Genomic DNA, 17,128 nt, shown 5'->3' with positions numbered 1-17,128 from the left:
GCTCCTTTCGTTAGCCTGAGGATATCCACTTCTCTCAAGGCTCTTAAAAGATGTAGTAACTTCGTACACGACTTCGAGATTATCCCAAAAGGTTTAAAGCATGCCTTTTTGGATAATCCCCCTTTATTCATGTCTTTCCTTCATCCATATTCATTCGTCTTATCCTCATTTACATAAATTTAACATCCGATTTACGAGTGATTTACATTGTTATGATAATTTAAACATAATGTCGAATATTGAATGAAGGAGTTGAAGGAATGTGAATAAAACTTGTGAAAACTCTGAAGCTATTAACTTAAATCATCCTTCCTTTTATAATAATAGAGAATTAAGTTGGTTAGATTTTAATAATAGAGTGCTAGAAGAAGCAGAAGATGAACGTAATGCTTTATTAGAGAGGTATAAATTTTCAGCTATTTTTAGTTCGAATTTAGATGAATTTTTTATGGTGCGTGTGGCTGGTTTACTCGACCAGGTAAAAGCTGGTTATAATAAGCCGGAAAATAAAGCGGGTTTAACACCTAAACAACAATTAAGTGCCATTTCTCAAAAGGCGCATGCTCTTGTAAAAGAGCAAGACAACGTATTTTTAAATGAATTGTCTCTTTTATTAACAAAAGAGCAGGTTGAGATCTTATCAGTAGAGAGTTTATCTCCTAAATTGCTCCCTTTTTTAGAAAAGATTTTCGATGAGCAAGTTTTTCCTGTTTTAACCCCTATGGCGATTGATGCTTATCGTCCCTTCCCTATGTTATTAAATAAATCACTTAATCTAGCTGTTGTAGTAAAACCGAGAACGACGGAGAAGAAAAAACTATTACCTTTACAAGGAAATTTAGTCATAGTACAAGTACCGTCTGTCATAGATCGATTCATCGAGTTACCTTCAAAGGGGAAAAAGAGAGAGTTTGTCTTACTAGAAGAAGTCATTTCTATATTCATTCATAAGTTGTTTACAGGTTATGATGTGAAATCTGTTACTTTGTTTCGCATTACACGTAATGCGGATTTAACGATCCATGAAGATGGGGCCGAAGATTTATTAAGAGAAATTGAAGAGGAATTAAAAAAACGAAAACGTGGTGCTGCTGTTCGGTTAGAAGTCCAGCATCAGCGTAGCGACAAACTCGTGGTTAACTATTTACTTGAACAATTGGAGATTCATAGTAAAGACGTATATTATGTACAAGCTCCGCTAGACTTAACTTTTCTATTTTCTTTCTGCAAAGTAATTCAAATGACACACGAGCACTTAGCTTCAGAGACATTCATCCCGCAACCACCTCAAGATCTTGAAGGAGAGGGGGACATCTTTGCGAAGATCAAAGAAAAGGATGTGTTGCTTCATCATCCTTATGAATCTTTTGAACCAGTTGTTGATTTCATGTCACAGGCTGCTGATGATAAAGATGTTTTAGCGATAAAACAAACTCTATACCGGGTCAGTGGAGATTCGCCTATTATTAAAAGCCTTAAACGTGCTGCTGAAAATGGAAAACAAGTAACCGTTCTTGTGGAGTTGAAGGCAAGGTTTGACGAAGAAAATAATGTTCAATGGGCAAAAGAGTTAGAAAGAGCAGGGTGTCATGTTATATATGGTATGACTCATTTAAAAACACATAGCAAGATTACCCTTGTTGTCCGACGTGAAAGAGGAAAAATTCAAAGATATGTTCATTTAGGAACTGGGAATTATAATGACGCAACAGCTAGAATATATACGGATATGGGCTTGCTAACAGCTGATGATCAAATAGGCACCGATGCTATCAATTTCTTCAATTACCTAAGTGGTTATATGGAAAAACCAACTTATTATCACCTAGCCGTATCTCCATTTGGTATCAGAGATACATTTATTGAATTAATTAATAGAGAAATTGAGTGTCATAAGCAACATTCAAATGGGCGAATTATAGCTAAAATGAACTCGTTAACAGATAAAAAGTTAATTAAGAAACTTTATGAAGCATCAATGGCAGGAGTAGAGATCAACTTAATTGTGAGAGGTGTTTGTTGCTTACGTCCAGGTGTTCAAGGTGTTAGCGAGAACATTAAGGTGCGAAGTATTGTGGGAGCGTTTTTAGAACATACAAGAATTTTCTATTTTCATCAGAATGGGAAAAATGATCTGTTTTTATCATCGGCTGATTGGATGACTAGAAATATGGAGAATCGTATTGAAATTCTATTCCCAATATTAGATGGCCGCCTAAAAGACCGTATTTATGAATGCTTGATCCTTACGTTAAAAGATAATTATAAGGCACGTGAGCAAGCTAGCAATGGGCAATACCAGTATGTTAAGAGAGCTAATGATGAGGAAGAAATTAACAGCCAAACAGTGTTATGCCAAGAAGCATATCTTACAATAAAACGTAAAGATTCACCGAATATAAAAGTGCCAGATAAATTTAAAAAGAGATTAGTGAAATTGGGTAATTCTTATTTAGTTAAATTAAGGGGAGTCTATAGTTTTCTAAATTAAATATAATTGTAATAAGAGTACTAACAGCCCCGTCAACGCTGTCAGTGTAGCGACCCCACTTGTCGATCTACCCAACATGATTGTACTATTAAATATGGTTAAATCAGTTAAGCCTATGTAAATAACGTTTAAAGTTTTCATAAAGAAAGTAAGGTCAAGCAAGAAGGTGCTAGGGTGATGTAGGTTCTAGCGCTTTTTTGTGTTATTACGAGTAATTTGTGTAATGTGGCGAGTATGGAACGGTTTACGGCTAGTAAAGCTGTTCTTACGAAAGTTCTAAGAGGAAAAATTATTTGAATATTGACAACTATTATCGAATCATGGTACAAACTGCATATGGTTTTTCTACATATTGAGTTGTAAGTGGCACAAAAGAGCATACTGAAAATAAGAATAACAGAAGGAAGGTCTTACGATGGAACAGAGTTGCCAGATTATAGATTGTACCATTCGAGATGGGGGATTAATTAACAACTGGGATTTTAGCGTTGAATTTGTTCAAGACTTGTATGACAGCCTTAGCGCTGCAGGCGTTGAATATATGGAAATCGGTTATAAAAATTCACCAAAGCTTCTCCAAGCGACGGAGCCGAACCCATGGAGATTTCTTGATGATAACTTCTTAAAAGAAATTATCCCTGAGAAAAAGTTCACAAAGCTTTCTGCTTTAGTCGATATTGGGCGTGTAGACCCTGACGATATTTTGCCACGTGAGCAAAGTCCTTTAGATATGATTCGTGTCGCTTGTTATATTCGCGAAGTCGACAAAGGATTAGAACTTGTTCAAATGTTTCATGATCTGGGCTATGAGACATCGCTTAACATCATGGCGTTATCTAGTGTACCTGAAAATCAACTAATTGAAGCATTTAATATGGTGAAAAAGAGTGCTGTTGATGTGGTTTATATTGTTGACTCTTTTGGAAGTTTAGATCCAGCTGACATTCAGCACCAAGTGAACAAGTTTAAAGAAATGATTCCTAACAAGAAGCTAGGCATTCATACACATAACAACATGCAACTAGCTTTTGCGAATACGCTGACTGCAATGAGAAATGGAGTTACCTTCCTTGATTCCTCTGTTTACGGAATGGGCCGAGCTGCAGGAAACTGTAATACAGAACTTCTCGTTACTCATATCCAAAAAGCGAGTTATGAATTAAAACCAGTACTTGATGTTATTGAAAAGCACATGCTCGAAATGCGTCAAAGATGGGAATGGGGATACATTATTCCTTATATGATTTCTGGAACCTTAAATGAACATCCACGTGTTGCTATGGCCTACCGTGCAAGCGAAGATCGTGATAAATTTGTTGATTTTTATGATAAGGTAACATCACCAGAATCTTCTTTGGCGCAAGAGTCGAAGTAGGTTATTGATTCAAAAGAGAAGGGGCTGTCTAAAAACTCCAGAACAGAGGAGGCAATGGCACCGTCGCTAAGCTCCGTGAAAGTGTAACCCAATCCTCTCAAGGCTTTTATTTTAAAAGATGTAGCGACTCCGCACATTGCTTCAGGGGTGTCTCAAAAGGTCAAAAACAGACCTTTTGAGACACCCTATTTTTGATTCAGTTTCTACCCCTCCCTTGCGAAAAATGTCGTATTTTCGGAATAAACATTGCTTTTACTATTTTAGTATGATATATTATCATCCGTTGCCTTTAAAATTATTGTAATTTAAATTTTTTGATAAAAGACAAAATTTCGTAATATAGTTTTTGTTCTGGGAAAAAGTAGGAGGATATTATATATGTCATCAAGAGCTTCATTCACAAATGTTATTGCAGTAGGGTTTATGTTGTTTGCTTTATTTTTTGGAGCTGGGAATTTAATTTTCCCTGCGATGCTTGGTCAAATGGCTGGAGAGAATATACTATCTGCGAATGCTGGTTTTATCGTGACGGGTGTCGGATTACCAATTCTAGCGGTATTAGCTTTGGCCTTTTCGGGTAAAGGCGATTTACAATCACTAGCAAGTCGAGTACATCCGTTATACGGAATAATTTTTACAGTTGCTCTTTATTTAGCTATCGGGCCACTTTTTGCTATACCGAGAACAAACACGGTTTCTTTTGAAATGGGAATTAGGCCATTTTTAAGTAACCATGATAGCTTTTTACCATTGTTTCTTTTTTCAATCGTATTTTTTGGAATTGCACTCTTTTTCTCATTACAATCTAGCAAACTAGTTGATATTATTGGGAAAATTTTAACTCCATTATTATTAATTTTTATCGGAATTCTTATTGTCGTTTCATTCGTTAAGCCGATTGGACAAGTTCAAGCACCAGTAGAATCCTTTATAGATAATAGCTTTTTCAAAGGATTCCAAGAGGGCTATTTAACGATGGATGTTCTTGCTGCTTTTGTCTTTGGTATTGTGATTATTAACATCATGAAGGACAGAGGAATTACGACGAAAAGGGAAATCATGATCTCTACTCTAAAAGTAGCATTAATTGCTGGCGGGCTACTCGCAATCATTTATTCTTCCCTTACGTACATGGGGGCAAAAAGTGTAATCGAGCTTGGCCATTTAGATAATGGAGGAGCCATTTTAGCGAGTGTATCAAATTATTATTTTGGACCATTTGGTAAAGTAGTATTGGGTTTTATTGTGATTGCTGCATGTTTAACGACGAGTATCGGATTAATCACATCCTGTGCATCATATTTCAATAAAATTGTGCCTTCTATTTCTTATAAAAAATGGACAATAATTTTTACGATTTTTAGTGCAGTCATTTCGAATTTTGGTTTATCTACTTTAATCAACATTTCGGTTCCGGTACTATACATGCTTTATCCATTAGCAATGTGTTTAATGGTTCTTACATTTTTACATCCGTTCTTTAAAGGAAAACAGAAAGTTTATCAGATTAGTATTTTGTTTGCCTTTATTGTTAGTTTCTTTGAAGGGTTAAATGCAGCCGGCTTCCAAATTGAGACTGTCCATAATCTATTTACTGGGGTTCTTCCTTTGTACACTGTTGGATTAGGTTGGGTTGTTCCGGCTATAGTAGGTGGAGTCATTGGCTTTTTGGTTAGTCCAGTTGGCAAAGAGACGGTGAATCATACTTTGGTTGAAGAGAAATAGAAAATATAACTATAAAATAAAAGCTATCTAACGACCAATGAGTGTTAGATAGCTTTTTGTTAGAAAGAGAGAGAAGTATATGTCCAATTAAGAGATCATTGAGTTCCGCTAGTTCATTAAGTTTTTAAATGATTTTATATACTTTTTACCCTTGGAAATAGAAATGATCTGAAATATAATAAACCTACTAATTACCAATATATACATATGTCATATTAATAAGGGAGCTTATAGAATGAAGGCGACAAAGATCTTATTTATTGGAGATAGTATAACTGATTGTGGAAGATTAGAAGATCACGACGGTTTGGGATATGGCTATGTAAGACTATTGCATGATTATTTGGTGACAACTTATCCATCTATGACTTTTCAATTTGTGAATGTAGGGATAAATGGTAATCGAATTGTTGATTTGTTTTCAAGGTGGCAAACAGACGTAATAGACCATCAGCCAGACTTTGTTTCCATATCAATTGGAATAAATGATGTATGGAGACAACTAGATCGTCCAGAAATGGAACAAGTAACACCAGAAGACTATAATCGAATTTACATTGAGTTATTAAAAGAAGTTAGAGACAAAACCAATGCCAAAATCTTATTAATGGAACCAACGATTATTGGAGAGGACCCTAACTCAATTGGAAATAAAATGCTAGTAGATTATGTAGAGATCGTAAATAAAGTAGCGAAGCAGTTTAATGGAACAGTTATTCCAACAAATAAAGCGTTTATTAACTATTTGCAATCCAATCCTAATTATAAGCTGACGACAGATAGTGTACATATGAATACAAAAGGAAACATGCTAATGGCCACGACCTGGCTTAGAGCTATAGAAGATCAACTTGTATAAAAAGTAGTTTCTTAGTAGGGCATTGGAAAAGGTGAAAATCGACCTTTTTCAGTGCCCTCTACTCATTGTGTTTGACAGACTTCTTTTACCCGAGCGCTTCATTTTTTTTCTGTTTTTCTTTTTTTACTAACACTTTCTTTTCCCAGACTCTGCTCTTCCAACGTCCAAATAAAACTAACCCTCGCAGCCATTCATCAACAACAAAAGCCAACCAAATCCCAATCAATCCGTAGCCAAGTTGAATACCTAGTAAATAATATAATGGGACACTAAAGCACCAGATGATGATAATGGTCACCATCATTAAGTAGCGTGCATCGCCAGTAGCCTGAATTGCTTGACCGAGAACAATGTTAAAGCAGCGACCAGGTTCTAGAATAATACCCATTAGAAGCAACATACCACCTGTAGAAATAATTAATGGGTTATCAGTAAAAAGACTAAACAATGGTTCTCTAGCTAAAATAAGAATGATAGCAACACCTAGACAGAGTAACATACTCATTCGCAGATTTTTTAGAGCCGTTTTGTACGCTTGTTCAAATTCTCCGGCACCAACTAAGTGCCCTATTATAATTTGAGTTCCTCTTCCTAAAGAAATGGAAATGACAATCGCAAAGAATAAAATATTTAATGTATAAATTCTAGTCGTTAACATCTCCTGTCCAAGTGAAACAATAAAGCCAGTAGTAACAATTTGACTTAATGAATAAGAAAGGTTACCAATTGCACTTGGAACGCCAATACTTAAGATTTGATAGAGTCGTTCCTTATTCCAATCGATCATATCTTTTATATGTAGTCGAACGTCAACTCTCTTAAATAAAATCATAAAATTAATGATAAGCCCTAAAAATTGACTTGCAACTGTGGCAACAGCAACTCCAACTACACCTAATTGGGGAAAGCCAAGAGCTCCAAAAATTAATAAATAATTCCCTATGATGTTTATAATGTTTATTCCTACTGTTACAAACATTGTATCCCTTGTAAAGCCATGGGCTTGAATAATTGCCGAAATAGTGAGCATCATCGCTTGCAGGAATAAAGCTCCCCCTACTATTAATAAGAAGCTTCTTGCTTGATGAAATAATGCTGGTTCTAAGTTGAAGAATCCTAAAAACGTTTTGCTAAATAGAATCATAATGATGCTAATGATTAAACCAAACAAGAAATTAAAGGTAATCGCATTCCATGCAAATTTTCGAACATCATTGTATTTGTTCGCACCAAGATATTGAGCGATAACTACTCCTGCTCCAGTAGCACCAAATTGAAAAAGAAAAAACATAAACATAACTATTTGGTTAGAAACACCGACGGCTGCTACAGCTTCGTCTGATATGAAACTTAACATAAAGGTATCAGCTATTCGAAGGGACATGTGCAAGAATGTTTCGATAAAAATAGGCCAGGTTATTGCAAAAAGAGAGAGTTTTTTTACTTCACTTGTAGCCATTAAAGTCTCCTATTCTAAAAATTTGTTCAACATCCTCTGTAAAACGCTTTCAATAACAAACTTAATCTATTCATTTGTTTATGGATTCATGCCCTAATAGTAATATATATTATTATAAATGCAACGATATTTTTAAAGAGTATAAAGAAAAATAAGAAAAATATTAACTAATTTAATGTTTGTCAAATTAGTTATACTATCGGAATTATTACGAAATCTTAGTTCGGTCGATACACAAACTAAGAATGTAATGATATAATCATAAAAAGTGAAAGCGGTAACAAATATTTTAGGAATAAGACCTTTGTTTTAAGATGGAACTTAACTTATTAAGGGAGGGAGAAAATTTTTATGGTAGATGTAATGACAATAGGAGATGCTATGGTTTCATTGAATCCACAGGCGAAGGGACCTTTGAGGTTCGTATCAACTTTTGAACGCAAAGTAGGTGGAGCCGAGTTAAATGTAGCAATAGGTTGATCCAGATTAGGATTACATACAAAATGGTTTAGTCGACTTGGACAAGACGACTTTGGCAGATATATTTTTAACTTTGTTCGAGGGGAAGGTATTGATGTGTCACATGTCAAGCTTGTTGAGGGATATCCTACCTCTGTCTATTTTAAAGAGATTATGGAGGATGGAAGTGGAAGTACATTTTATTATCGCTCGAACTCTCCAACATCCACATTAACAGAGGAAGAATTAGACGAATTACAGTTTGTAGGTGCAAAACTCCTGCATATAACCGGTGTTTTTCCAGCTATTGATCCTAAAAAGAATATTAATGTTATTAAAAAGGCCATCACTTTAGCAAAAGAACAGAATATGCTTATTTCTTTTGACCCTAACATACGTTTGAAAATATGGTCTAAGGAAGATGCGAAAGCGGCATTAACTGAATTTCTCCCATATGTCGATATTTTGTTAACTGGTTTAGATGAAGCAGAGATATTATTTGGTACAAACGACCCCAAAACGATTATTGCAAAATGCAAGCAATTTGGAATCTCCTATGTTGCGATTAAGCGAGGAGATAAAGGGGCAATCGGGTATTACGGGAACGAATATTTGGAGAGCCCACCAGTTGCACTAAAAAAAGTAGTGGATACAGTTGGTGCAGGTGATGGGTTTGATGCGGGTTTTATCTATAAAGTGTTGAATCAATGGCCTAGGTGGCGATATTAAATCGCCAGCTTGAAAAAGGCAAGGTAGTCGAACAAGAAATACGTGAAAATGGTGGTACGGCTCTTGCTGTTTCTTGATGTCCTAGATGTTGAAAGCGTGAAAGAAGCAGAAGCCCTCATTTCAGAACAGCTCGGTGAATGTGATATTTTAATAAATGGGGCTGGTGGGAATCATCCAGATGGTTCAACTACAAATGAAACGTTAAAACTAGAGGATCTCGAAAATAAGGAGCTAAAGACATTTTTCGATCTCACTACAGAAGGCTTTCAGTTTGTCTTTAATTTAAATTTAATTGGTACGATTATTCCAACTCAAGTATTTTCAAAGAAAATGATGTATAAAAAAGGGGCAACCATTATTAATATGTCTTCGATGAGTGCGCCCTCACCAATGACAAAGGTTCCAGCATATAGTGCGGCAAAGGCAGGGATTGATAATTTTACACAATGGTTAGCGGTACATATGGCTGAAGTTGGGATTAGAGTCAATTCAATTGCACCTGGATTTTTCCTTACACAACAAAATAAAAAATTGTTGACGAATGAAGATGGCTCCTTAACAGAGCGCTCTCACAAAATATTAGCTCATACTCCGATGCAAAGGTTCGGAACACCTGAAGATTTACTTGGCATATTAATTTGGTTGTCAGATGAAAATATGTCAGGATTTATTACAGGGATTACTGTCCCGGTTGATGGAGGATTCTTATCCTATGCAGGAGTGTAAAACAACATCTGAAGCGAGAGTATAGATGAAATACCAAAAAAGCAGTGGTATCTAGGAAGTTGAAAAGGTTTTATTACCTTATTATGCTACTAGGTTTCCGCTGCTTTTTTGATTTTTAGAATGTAACACTGGGAATAAAAACAAGTTATTGTTATCGGCTGAAGGCGATGATTAATTTAGGCAAATACGAGAAGATATCAATACTATTACGTTTTTCCTTTAAGTAAAGTTTGGTGGAATAGTATTAGGCTAGCGCCAGTAATTAAAATGATTTATTTATTGGAAAAGTATTGAAAAACCATCCAATTTATATATAATTAAAACTGTATTATGATAAATAGTACAGTTAGTTCAGTTAGGACGAAGTCGACATCCTAGAAAGGGGGAAGCCATGTTCCAGTTAGATACACGTAGCAGGAAGCCGATTTATGAACAGTTAGTTGAGAAAATGAAAGAGCTGATTATTCACGAAGTTTATCAACCTGATGAGCAGCTACCGTCTGTAAGAGTTCTCTCGCAACAATTAACGATTAATCCAAATACGATTCAAAAAGCATATCGGGAGCTAGAGCATCAAGGTTACATTTATTCGATTCCAGGTAAAGGGAAATTTGTAGCCCCTCAATCAGAAACGACAAATGAGGAAAAGGTGAAAAAAATGAAACAAGAGCTGATTAAACTCTTATCGGAAGCCATGTATTTAGGGATGGACAAGGAAGATATTCTATCTTTACTTGATATTGCAGAGAAATCGGTGAAAGGAGGAGAAGAACATGATTGAAGTGAAGAACATTAAAAAGGGATTTGACGATTTTGAAGCCGTTCAAGGTATTAATCTTCATATTAAAAAAGGTTCGATCTACGGTCTGCTTGGCTCAAACGGTGCAGGGAAAACAACGTTATTAAAAATGATTGCCGGTATTTATAAGCAAGATTCAGGAGAAATTTTGATTAGTGGAGAGCCAATTTTTGAAAATGTTCAATGGAAACAAAAGATTATATTTCTTGCTGATTCGTTATTTTTCTTCCCGAACTCAACCATTAAACAAGCCGCTCAGTTTTATAAAAGTATGTATGTTAATTGGAATGAGGAGCGGTTTCAGAGTTTAAAAGATATTTTCAACATTGATGTCAACAAAAAGGTGCACCGCCTGTCAAAGGGGATGCAAAGACAAGTATCATTTTGGCTTATATTATCAACGATGCCAGACATTTTAATTTTAGACGAACCTTTTGATGGTCTTGATGCCGTAATGCGGCAAAAGGTGAAAAACTTGCTAGTCCAAGATGTTGCTGAGCGTGAAATGACGATCCTAATTTCTTCTCATAACTTACGTGAAGTAGAGGACCTCTGTGATCAGGTTGGGATCTTGCATCATGGTCAACTAAGGATTGAAAAAGATTTAGACGATTTAAAATCGGATGTCCATAAAATACAGGTTGCCTTCAAGCAAGAAGTACCAGCTGTTTTCTTACATGGGTTTGATATTTTGTATAAGGAAGAACGTGGGAGTGTGCGTTTATATATTGTTAGAGGGAAGCAGGATAAGGTAACCTCTCATATCGATACGTTCCACCCTGTTCTATTTGATATTTTACCACTCACTCTTGAAGAGATTTTTATTTATGAAATGAGGGATGTCGGCTATGCTATCGAAAACATTCTCGTTTAATCGGGGAATCATGATTCAAGATTTAAGAAGTGTCGGATGGGTCGGAATTGCCTATTTCCTTTGCCTGCTTTTCGCTTTGCCTTTACAAATTTTAATGGCTTATTCAAGAGATGGGCATTACCATCATATTTTTGTAAAGGACTCGACAAGCTTATTCGCCATTTCAAACGCTTTTCAAGTGTTTTTGTTGTTCTTAATGCCTGTCTTGCTTTCTATTTTTATTTTTCGCTATATGCAAGTTAAGCTTTCTAGTGACTACATGCACAGTCTACCAATAAAAAGAGAAGCTATTTATCATTTGCATGTCATCCTAGGTGTTCTTATTTTGCTTGTGCCTGTTCTCTTAACAGGGTTCGTTCTATTAATATTAGGAAGCGTTATGCCATTGCAAGAACTATTATCTTTTCAAGCGATCGTAGAATGGGTAGCATGGACTTCATTTTTTAATATATTTGTTTTTATTGCTGGTGTGTTTGTTGCGATGCTTACAGGGATGTCTGTGTTGCAAGGTGCTCTTATCTATATAATGTTACTCTTCCCTGCTGGGATATCCATACTCGTTCTCATGAATCTACAATTCTCTTTGTATGGGTTGTCTGCGGATTACTATTTAAACAAAAATGTAGAACGGCTTATCCCTTTTGTACGTGTGAATGAACTGACACATACATCACTAACAGTGCTAGAATTTATCGGCTATCTACTATTTATTATCTTTTTCTATCTTTGCTCATTGTGGATGTATAGGAATAGGAATGTCGAAGCTGCTACTCAAGCGATCGCGTTTCGACCGTTACAACCTATCTTTAAATATGGTGTGACATTCTGTACGATGTTAGTCGGAGGATTATACTTTGGGGCTACTACAAACGATGCGCCTGGTTGGATTGTTTTTGGGTATGTGACAGCTTCTATCATTGGTTATTTCCTTGCCGTGATGATTTTAGAAAAAAGCTGGAGAGTTTTTACGAAATGGAAAGGCTATGCCATTTATACAGTATTCATTATCATCTTTGGTTTCTTCGTCCAAATGGATGTGATCGGATTTGAAAAAAACATCCCAAATGTCGATGATGTGCACCAAGTCTATTTTGCAGATACTGTCCATTTCTTAGATGACAATGAAGAACGCTATGTAGATGACTATGAGAGAGAAATAAGACCTAGTTATTTTTATAAAGATGAAAGTAACATAATAAACATTCACTCTTTCCACGAACAACTTATCGCCGATAAACCTTTTATTCGAGCGAATAACGAAGAGACCCGTCTGGTAGCATTTGGTTATGAGTTGAAAAATGGAGAGAGACTAGTACGACAATATCGTATTCCTGCAGAACAATATGAAAGCTTATATAAACCAATTGTGGAATCACAAGAATACAAACAAAACCAAAATCCAGTTCTTGCTGTTGATGATATTTCGCAATTAGACCGAATTGCCCTCAATGTACCACAAGGCGGAAAAAGGCTAGTTCTTACTGATCCCGATGAAATGAATGAATTTCATCAACTTTTACAATCGGAAATCGAAGAAGAGTCGTATGAAGAAAGCCATGAATATCGCGCTCCGTGGGCAGAGGTTGAATATTTATGGACGAATAACAAACGAATTCGCTCACAATGGAAAAAGTCGTACGTTCAAATTGAAGAGTGGCTTGACCAAAAAGGTCTACTAGATCAAGCAAGAATGACCGCTGATGATATTGCCTATGCGATTGTTATTAAAAACGATGACCATAGCAGTGTTTACGAATATATTCACGAAAACAATCTAGATCATACTCTTGAAAGTCGTGATGACACGTTACGAATTAACGACGCAAAACAACTGGAACAAATGTTACGAACATCAAATTGGAGCAGTCAGGGAACCTACATTGTTGCCTTTTACTATCATCAACATATGTATCCAGACTTCCAAACTTTCCCTGACGATGAAGTCCCAGACTTTATTAAAGAGCAATTTTAGCGAGGAGGGATCACATGAAATTGATTAGTACGAATGGTCTAGAAGAGGATTTGGTAGTAGAATGCGATACCTTATTAACTGGAACCTTCAACGGAAATCTTACTGTATTACCAGGAGCCAAGCTTTGCTTAGATGCTAAATTAAATGGTGATCTTTATCTAAGGAAAAATTCAATCGTATCTATTCAAAATACTATTGTCGGGAATGTGTATAATGAAGGAGGAAAAATTGAGATGATTGGTTTGATTGAAGGGAAGTTAATTGAGGTTTAAATAATTAATGACCGGCGCTCCGGTCGCGTGTCGAAAAGGAAAACAGCACCTAGCCGCTAGGTGCTGTTTTCTCTACATCAATTGCATATCTGTAATACAAGTCTCGTCTCCCTCAAACGTGGAAAGTTCTGACTCAGCTATTTTATCGTCATGTGTAATCGTTACAAGGTACGTTCTTTCTCGTGGCAGCCACAAATCAATAAATCCATTTGCTAGAGATATCATTGTTTCATCTACTAAAACATTTCCATCCATATCTTCAATATATACATTAAATTCTTCGTTCACGATTTCTCCTTGACAACCTGTCAAGTTATGATTGTGTCAAGGGTGGGTTTCATTGACATATGGCGCAATTGATAGGAAGAATTCATCTTCAGGTAAATCATAGCTTACTTGATTCCCCTCACTGTCAGTGACAATCAGTTCATGCGACGTGATCGAAGCGGATTGATTTGTAATGTTGCCTACGCTGTAATCGTGCACCAATTCCTTGATATTATCAACGTCATGATCTGTTGTTGCACTTTCACTGTTTCCTGTAAAAAAGTACACAGCTATAGCAACGAAAACTAATCCAACAATAACAGAAATTTTCCGTTTCATTTTGTGTTTCTCTCCCTGTTCTTTTTCTCATTTTGTTGTTTACTTCTAAGGTTATTTTACCATGGATTTACGAGAGTGCTTGTGAAAGTAAGGGCAAAGATATGAACGTTGCACCTCCATATAATAGATTGAATACTATCACACTATTTAACACATCGATGAAATAAGAAAAGCACCTGGAGGCCAGGTGCTTTTCTTATTTATTAATTTAAAAGTCGGATAGAGTGAAAATAACCCCTAACTCGTCATCTTATTAATCCGATCAACCGAAGCTGAAATAGCTCCATCACCGGTAACATTACAAGCTGTACCAAAGCTATCTTGTGCAAGGTATAGTGCGATCATAAGCGTGATCATGGTTTGGTCGAAACCAAGCATTGTTTCAAGTAAACCTAAAGCAGCCATAACTGCACCACCTGGAACTCCTGGCGCAGCAACCATTGTAATACCTAGCATGAGGATAAATGGTAGAACAGAACCGATTGTAGGTGTGTCTCCCATCAGAAACATTATTGCCATAGAACAGCTGACGAGTGTAATCGTACTACCTGATAAATGAACGGTAGCAAGTAAAGGGACTGTGAAATCTGCTATTCTTTCTCGGACACCTATCTTCTTCGTTTCTCTTAATGTTACTGGTATCGTTGAGGCAGATGATTGTGTTCCAAGTGCCGTAAAGTAGGCAGGAAGCATACCTTTCATCATTGAAAAAGGATTCTTTTTATTTAAGATTCCACTACCAGTATATTGTAATACCAACATAACTAAATGAAGAATAATAACTAAGATAAACACTTTCGCAAAAACAGACATGATCGTTTCTACCTGTCCAGCTTTTGACATATTCGCAAAAATGCCAAGGATGTGGACTGGCAATAATGGAATAATGACAGCAGTAATAACCTTTTCAATAATTCCACGGAACTCAACTAGAACATTTGTTAATGTATCTCCTTTTACGAATGTCACACCTAATCCTAACAAGAATGCTAGGAGTAATGCGGACATTACACCCATGATAGCAGGCATTTCAACTGTGAAAAATGAGGAGAGTAGGCCTTCCTCAGGATTTTCGAAACTTGCTAGAAAACCGTCAACCTGCAAAATATTAGGGTAAATGGCCGAAGTAGCAAAAAAGGCTAGTAACCCAGCTGTAATGGTAGAAAGGTATGCAATTCCAGCTGTGATACCTAGTAGTTTTCCTGCTCCCTTTCCTAATTGAGCAATTCCAGGTGCAATAAATCCAATAATAATTAGAGGAATGATAAAGCCCAAGAAATTCCCGAACAGTCCGTTAAACGTAGCGAGTACTCTTACGGTCCAATCAGGCGCTACTTTACCAATAATAATCCCAATAATGATTGCCAGAATAATACGAGGCAAAAGTCCAAAACGTTTCATACTTTTTCTCCTAATCTATAAAAATTTCATCATTATGGATTATACAATAATTTATTAGAATAGTTAATATATTATTGTAGTTTTTAAAATTTAAATAAGTAAAATTAGTTTGCCTAGAGTGGGCGGGATGTTTTTAAAGTAATAATGTCGTAAGGTTAGGAAGTATACGTAGTAATAATTTCTATCTTTAGAAAATGAGCTTTTGTCTGAAAATTTAATTGACAGGAAGAAACCTTTGTTATAATATTCAGTTAAACGATTACGTGAATTTCAACACCTAAAAGAAAGCGCTTCAAAGGAGAAGGTTTATGGCTAGAATTAAAGATGTAGCTAAAGCTGCTAATGTTTCAACCGCAACCGTATCTCATGTGATCAATGGAACAAGGTATGTTTCAGAATCTACAAAAGTGAAAGTCTATCAAGCAATGAAGCAATTAGATTATAAGCCGAATTTAGTCGCTAAAAGTTTACGAAGTCGAAAATCCATGATTATTGGTCTCATTGTCCCTATGGTCTATACGGACACTTCAAACTTCTTTTTTATGTCAATAGCTAATGGGATAGAAACTATTGTGAAAAAGAAAGGTTATAATCTAATTTTGGGGAATTCTCATGAAGATCTAAAAACGGAAATTGATCAGATTAAACTCTTTAATACACAGTTAATTGATGGCTTAATAATAGCCCCGACAGCTTCTAAGTATAGTGAATATGAGGACGCTTTTACTGGTGATTATCCTGTAGTTTTTATTGATCGTAAACCTGAGGGGTATAATGGTGATATTGTTATGTCTGATGGATACCTTGGTACTTTTGAAGCTGTAAGTACTCTGTTAGAAAAAGGTTACCAAAAAATTGGTTTTATTACTGGTCACTTAGGAATATCAACGAGTAACGACAGGTTAACAGGTTATATGAAAGCGCTTGATGAGTACGGCATTCAAGTGGACCAATCGCTAATTAAAGAAGGATCACCCGGTTTTAGTGAAGGGTATAAGTTAGCAGAAGAGTTAGTGAATGAAGAAGGAGTTACAGCGATATTTGTTTCTAACAATGTTATGACAATGGGGGCGCTTAAATTCCTCAACGAATCTAACATATTAATACCAGGTGATATTGCTATTATAGGCTTTGATGATTATGATTGGATGAAAATTACTACACCTCCATTATCGGTGGTCGAGCAACCATCTTATGAGATGGGTGAAAAAGCAGTAAACATATTATTAAAAAGGATTGAAGAGGGAGAGAAAAAAGGAAAAGAAAATATTTTATTACCTACTAATTTTATCTCACGAGAATCGATATAAAGGAGATTGTCTCCTTTTAAATATTACGTAATCGATTACGTAAGGGAGTGATGTTTATTTTAAAGCCTGAA

General features: G+C 35.9%; 13 protein-coding genes and 2 pseudogenes. 12 read left to right on the top strand and 3 right to left on the bottom strand.

What is annotated here, in order from left to right:
• Nucleotides 1-262: 262 nt before the first annotated feature.
• The 4 genes from SAY88_RS11215 to SAY88_RS11200 all read left to right on the top strand — a co-directional run bounded on the left by SAY88_RS11215 (nucleotide 263) and on the right by SAY88_RS11200 (nucleotide 6,450).
• Nucleotides 263-2,491 carry an RNA degradosome polyphosphate kinase gene (locus tag SAY88_RS11215; protein WP_332631858.1) on the top strand — a complete coding sequence of 743 codons (2,229 nt, stop codon included), beginning with the start codon at nucleotides 263-265 and terminating at the stop codon, nucleotides 2,489-2,491.
• Between the two features lie 415 nt (nucleotides 2,492-2,906).
• Nucleotides 2,907-3,866: an aldolase catalytic domain-containing protein gene (locus SAY88_RS11210; protein WP_332631857.1), complete on the top strand. Its 960-nt coding sequence runs from the start codon at nucleotides 2,907-2,909 to the stop codon at nucleotides 3,864-3,866.
• 378 nt (nucleotides 3,867-4,244) lie between these two features.
• Nucleotides 4,245-5,591 (top strand): branched-chain amino acid transport system II carrier protein, encoded by a 1,347-nt coding sequence (gene brnQ, locus SAY88_RS11205; protein ID WP_332631856.1) that lies wholly within the window; start codon nucleotides 4,245-4,247, stop codon nucleotides 5,589-5,591.
• A 235-nt stretch (nucleotides 5,592-5,826) separates the two neighbouring features.
• On the top strand, nucleotides 5,827-6,450 hold the full coding sequence (locus tag SAY88_RS11200) for an SGNH/GDSL hydrolase family protein (protein WP_332631854.1): 624 nt from the start codon (nucleotides 5,827-5,829) through the stop codon (nucleotides 6,448-6,450).
• Nucleotides 6,451-6,535: 85 nt separating this feature from the next.
• On the opposite strand, the gene SAY88_RS11195 is transcribed toward SAY88_RS11200, so the two are convergent.
• Nucleotides 6,536-7,909 carry an MATE family efflux transporter gene (locus SAY88_RS11195; protein WP_332631853.1) on the bottom strand — a complete coding sequence of 458 codons (1,374 nt, stop codon included), beginning with the start codon at nucleotides 7,907-7,909 and terminating at the stop codon, nucleotides 6,536-6,538.
• Between the two features lie 351 nt (nucleotides 7,910-8,260).
• On the opposite strand from SAY88_RS11195, the gene SAY88_RS11190 reads away from it, so the two are divergent.
• The 7 genes and pseudogenes from SAY88_RS11190 to SAY88_RS11160 all read left to right on the top strand — a co-directional run bounded on the left by SAY88_RS11190 (nucleotide 8,261) and on the right by SAY88_RS11160 (nucleotide 13,740).
• Nucleotides 8,261-8,389, top strand: a complete 129-nt coding sequence (locus tag SAY88_RS11190; protein ID WP_332631852.1) for a hypothetical protein — start codon at nucleotides 8,261-8,263, stop codon at nucleotides 8,387-8,389.
• Nucleotides 8,390-8,401: 12 nt separating this feature from the next.
• A pseudogene (locus SAY88_RS11185) lies at nucleotides 8,402-9,097 on the top strand (sugar kinase); the annotation flags it as partial.
• Nucleotides 9,085-9,823, top strand: a pseudogene (locus SAY88_RS11180) (SDR family oxidoreductase); the annotation flags it as partial. The pseudogenes SAY88_RS11185 and SAY88_RS11180, both read left to right, overlap by 13 nt.
• Nucleotides 9,824-10,214: 391 nt before the next feature.
• The gene (locus tag SAY88_RS11175) at nucleotides 10,215-10,604 is read left to right on the top strand and encodes a GntR family transcriptional regulator (protein WP_332631850.1); all 390 of its coding nucleotides are present in this window, start codon (nucleotides 10,215-10,217) and stop codon (nucleotides 10,602-10,604) included.
• Nucleotides 10,597-11,496 carry an ABC transporter ATP-binding protein gene (locus SAY88_RS11170; RefSeq protein WP_332631848.1) on the top strand — a complete coding sequence of 300 codons (900 nt, stop codon included), beginning with the start codon at nucleotides 10,597-10,599 and terminating at the stop codon, nucleotides 11,494-11,496. Before SAY88_RS11175 ends, SAY88_RS11170 begins: the two co-directional genes overlap by 8 nt.
• Entirely contained in the window at nucleotides 11,471-13,468 is a 1,998-nt protein-coding gene (locus tag SAY88_RS11165) for a DUF6449 domain-containing protein (protein ID WP_332631847.1), read from the top strand. Before SAY88_RS11170 ends, SAY88_RS11165 begins: the two co-directional genes overlap by 26 nt.
• A gap of 14 nt (nucleotides 13,469-13,482) precedes the next feature.
• Nucleotides 13,483-13,740: a hypothetical protein gene (locus tag SAY88_RS11160; RefSeq protein WP_332631845.1), complete on the top strand. Its 258-nt coding sequence runs from the start codon at nucleotides 13,483-13,485 to the stop codon at nucleotides 13,738-13,740.
• Nucleotides 13,741-13,812: 72 nt separating this feature from the next.
• Here SAY88_RS11160 and SAY88_RS11155 read toward each other — a convergent pair whose 3' ends face one another.
• Nucleotides 13,813-14,346: a CueP family metal-binding protein gene (locus SAY88_RS11155; RefSeq protein ID WP_332631844.1), complete on the bottom strand. Its 534-nt coding sequence runs from the start codon at nucleotides 14,344-14,346 to the stop codon at nucleotides 13,813-13,815.
• Between the two features lie 237 nt (nucleotides 14,347-14,583).
• Nucleotides 14,584-15,747 (bottom strand): dicarboxylate/amino acid:cation symporter, encoded by a 1,164-nt coding sequence (locus tag SAY88_RS11150; protein WP_332631842.1) that lies wholly within the window; start codon nucleotides 15,745-15,747, stop codon nucleotides 14,584-14,586.
• 308 nt (nucleotides 15,748-16,055) lie between these two features.
• Between SAY88_RS11150 and SAY88_RS11145 the strand changes: the two genes are divergently transcribed.
• On the top strand, nucleotides 16,056-17,057 hold the full coding sequence (locus SAY88_RS11145) for a LacI family DNA-binding transcriptional regulator (protein ID WP_332631840.1): 1,002 nt from the start codon (nucleotides 16,056-16,058) through the stop codon (nucleotides 17,055-17,057).
• Nucleotides 17,058-17,128: the final 71 nt, after the last annotated feature.

Origin of the sequence: Halalkalibacter flavus, assembly GCF_036663575.1 — a bacterium.
GTDB classification, from domain to species: domain Bacteria; phylum Bacillota; class Bacilli; order Bacillales; family Bacillaceae_D; genus Halalkalibacter; species Halalkalibacter flavus.
The sequence above is the reverse complement of the archived record's forward strand: the minus strand, read 5'-3'. Positions and strand labels throughout refer to the sequence as shown.

Bases quoted from the DNA above. Each gene is read 5' to 3' on its own strand.
- SAY88_RS11210 (WP_332631857.1), top strand. From the start codon at position 2,907: ATGGAACAGAGTTGCCAGATTATAGATTGTACCATTCGAGATGGGGGA.
- brnQ (WP_332631856.1), top strand. From the start codon at position 4,245: ATGTCATCAAGAGCTTCATTCACAAATGTTATTGCAGTAGGGTTTATG.
- SAY88_RS11200 (WP_332631854.1), top strand. From the start codon at position 5,827: ATGAAGGCGACAAAGATCTTATTTATTGGAGATAGTATAACTGATTGT.
- SAY88_RS11195 (WP_332631853.1), bottom strand. From the start codon at position 7,909: ATGGCTACAAGTGAAGTAAAAAAACTCTCTCTTTTTGCAATAACCTGG.
- SAY88_RS11190 (WP_332631852.1), top strand. From the start codon at position 8,261: ATGGTAGATGTAATGACAATAGGAGATGCTATGGTTTCATTGAATCCA.
- SAY88_RS11175 (WP_332631850.1), top strand. From the start codon at position 10,215: ATGTTCCAGTTAGATACACGTAGCAGGAAGCCGATTTATGAACAGTTA.
- SAY88_RS11170 (WP_332631848.1), top strand. From the start codon at position 10,597: ATGATTGAAGTGAAGAACATTAAAAAGGGATTTGACGATTTTGAAGCC.
- SAY88_RS11165 (WP_332631847.1), top strand. From the start codon at position 11,471: ATGCTATCGAAAACATTCTCGTTTAATCGGGGAATCATGATTCAAGAT.
- SAY88_RS11160 (WP_332631845.1), top strand. From the start codon at position 13,483: ATGAAATTGATTAGTACGAATGGTCTAGAAGAGGATTTGGTAGTAGAA.
- SAY88_RS11150 (WP_332631842.1), bottom strand. From the start codon at position 15,747: ATGAAACGTTTTGGACTTTTGCCTCGTATTATTCTGGCAATCATTATT.
- SAY88_RS11145 (WP_332631840.1), top strand. From the start codon at position 16,056: ATGGCTAGAATTAAAGATGTAGCTAAAGCTGCTAATGTTTCAACCGCA.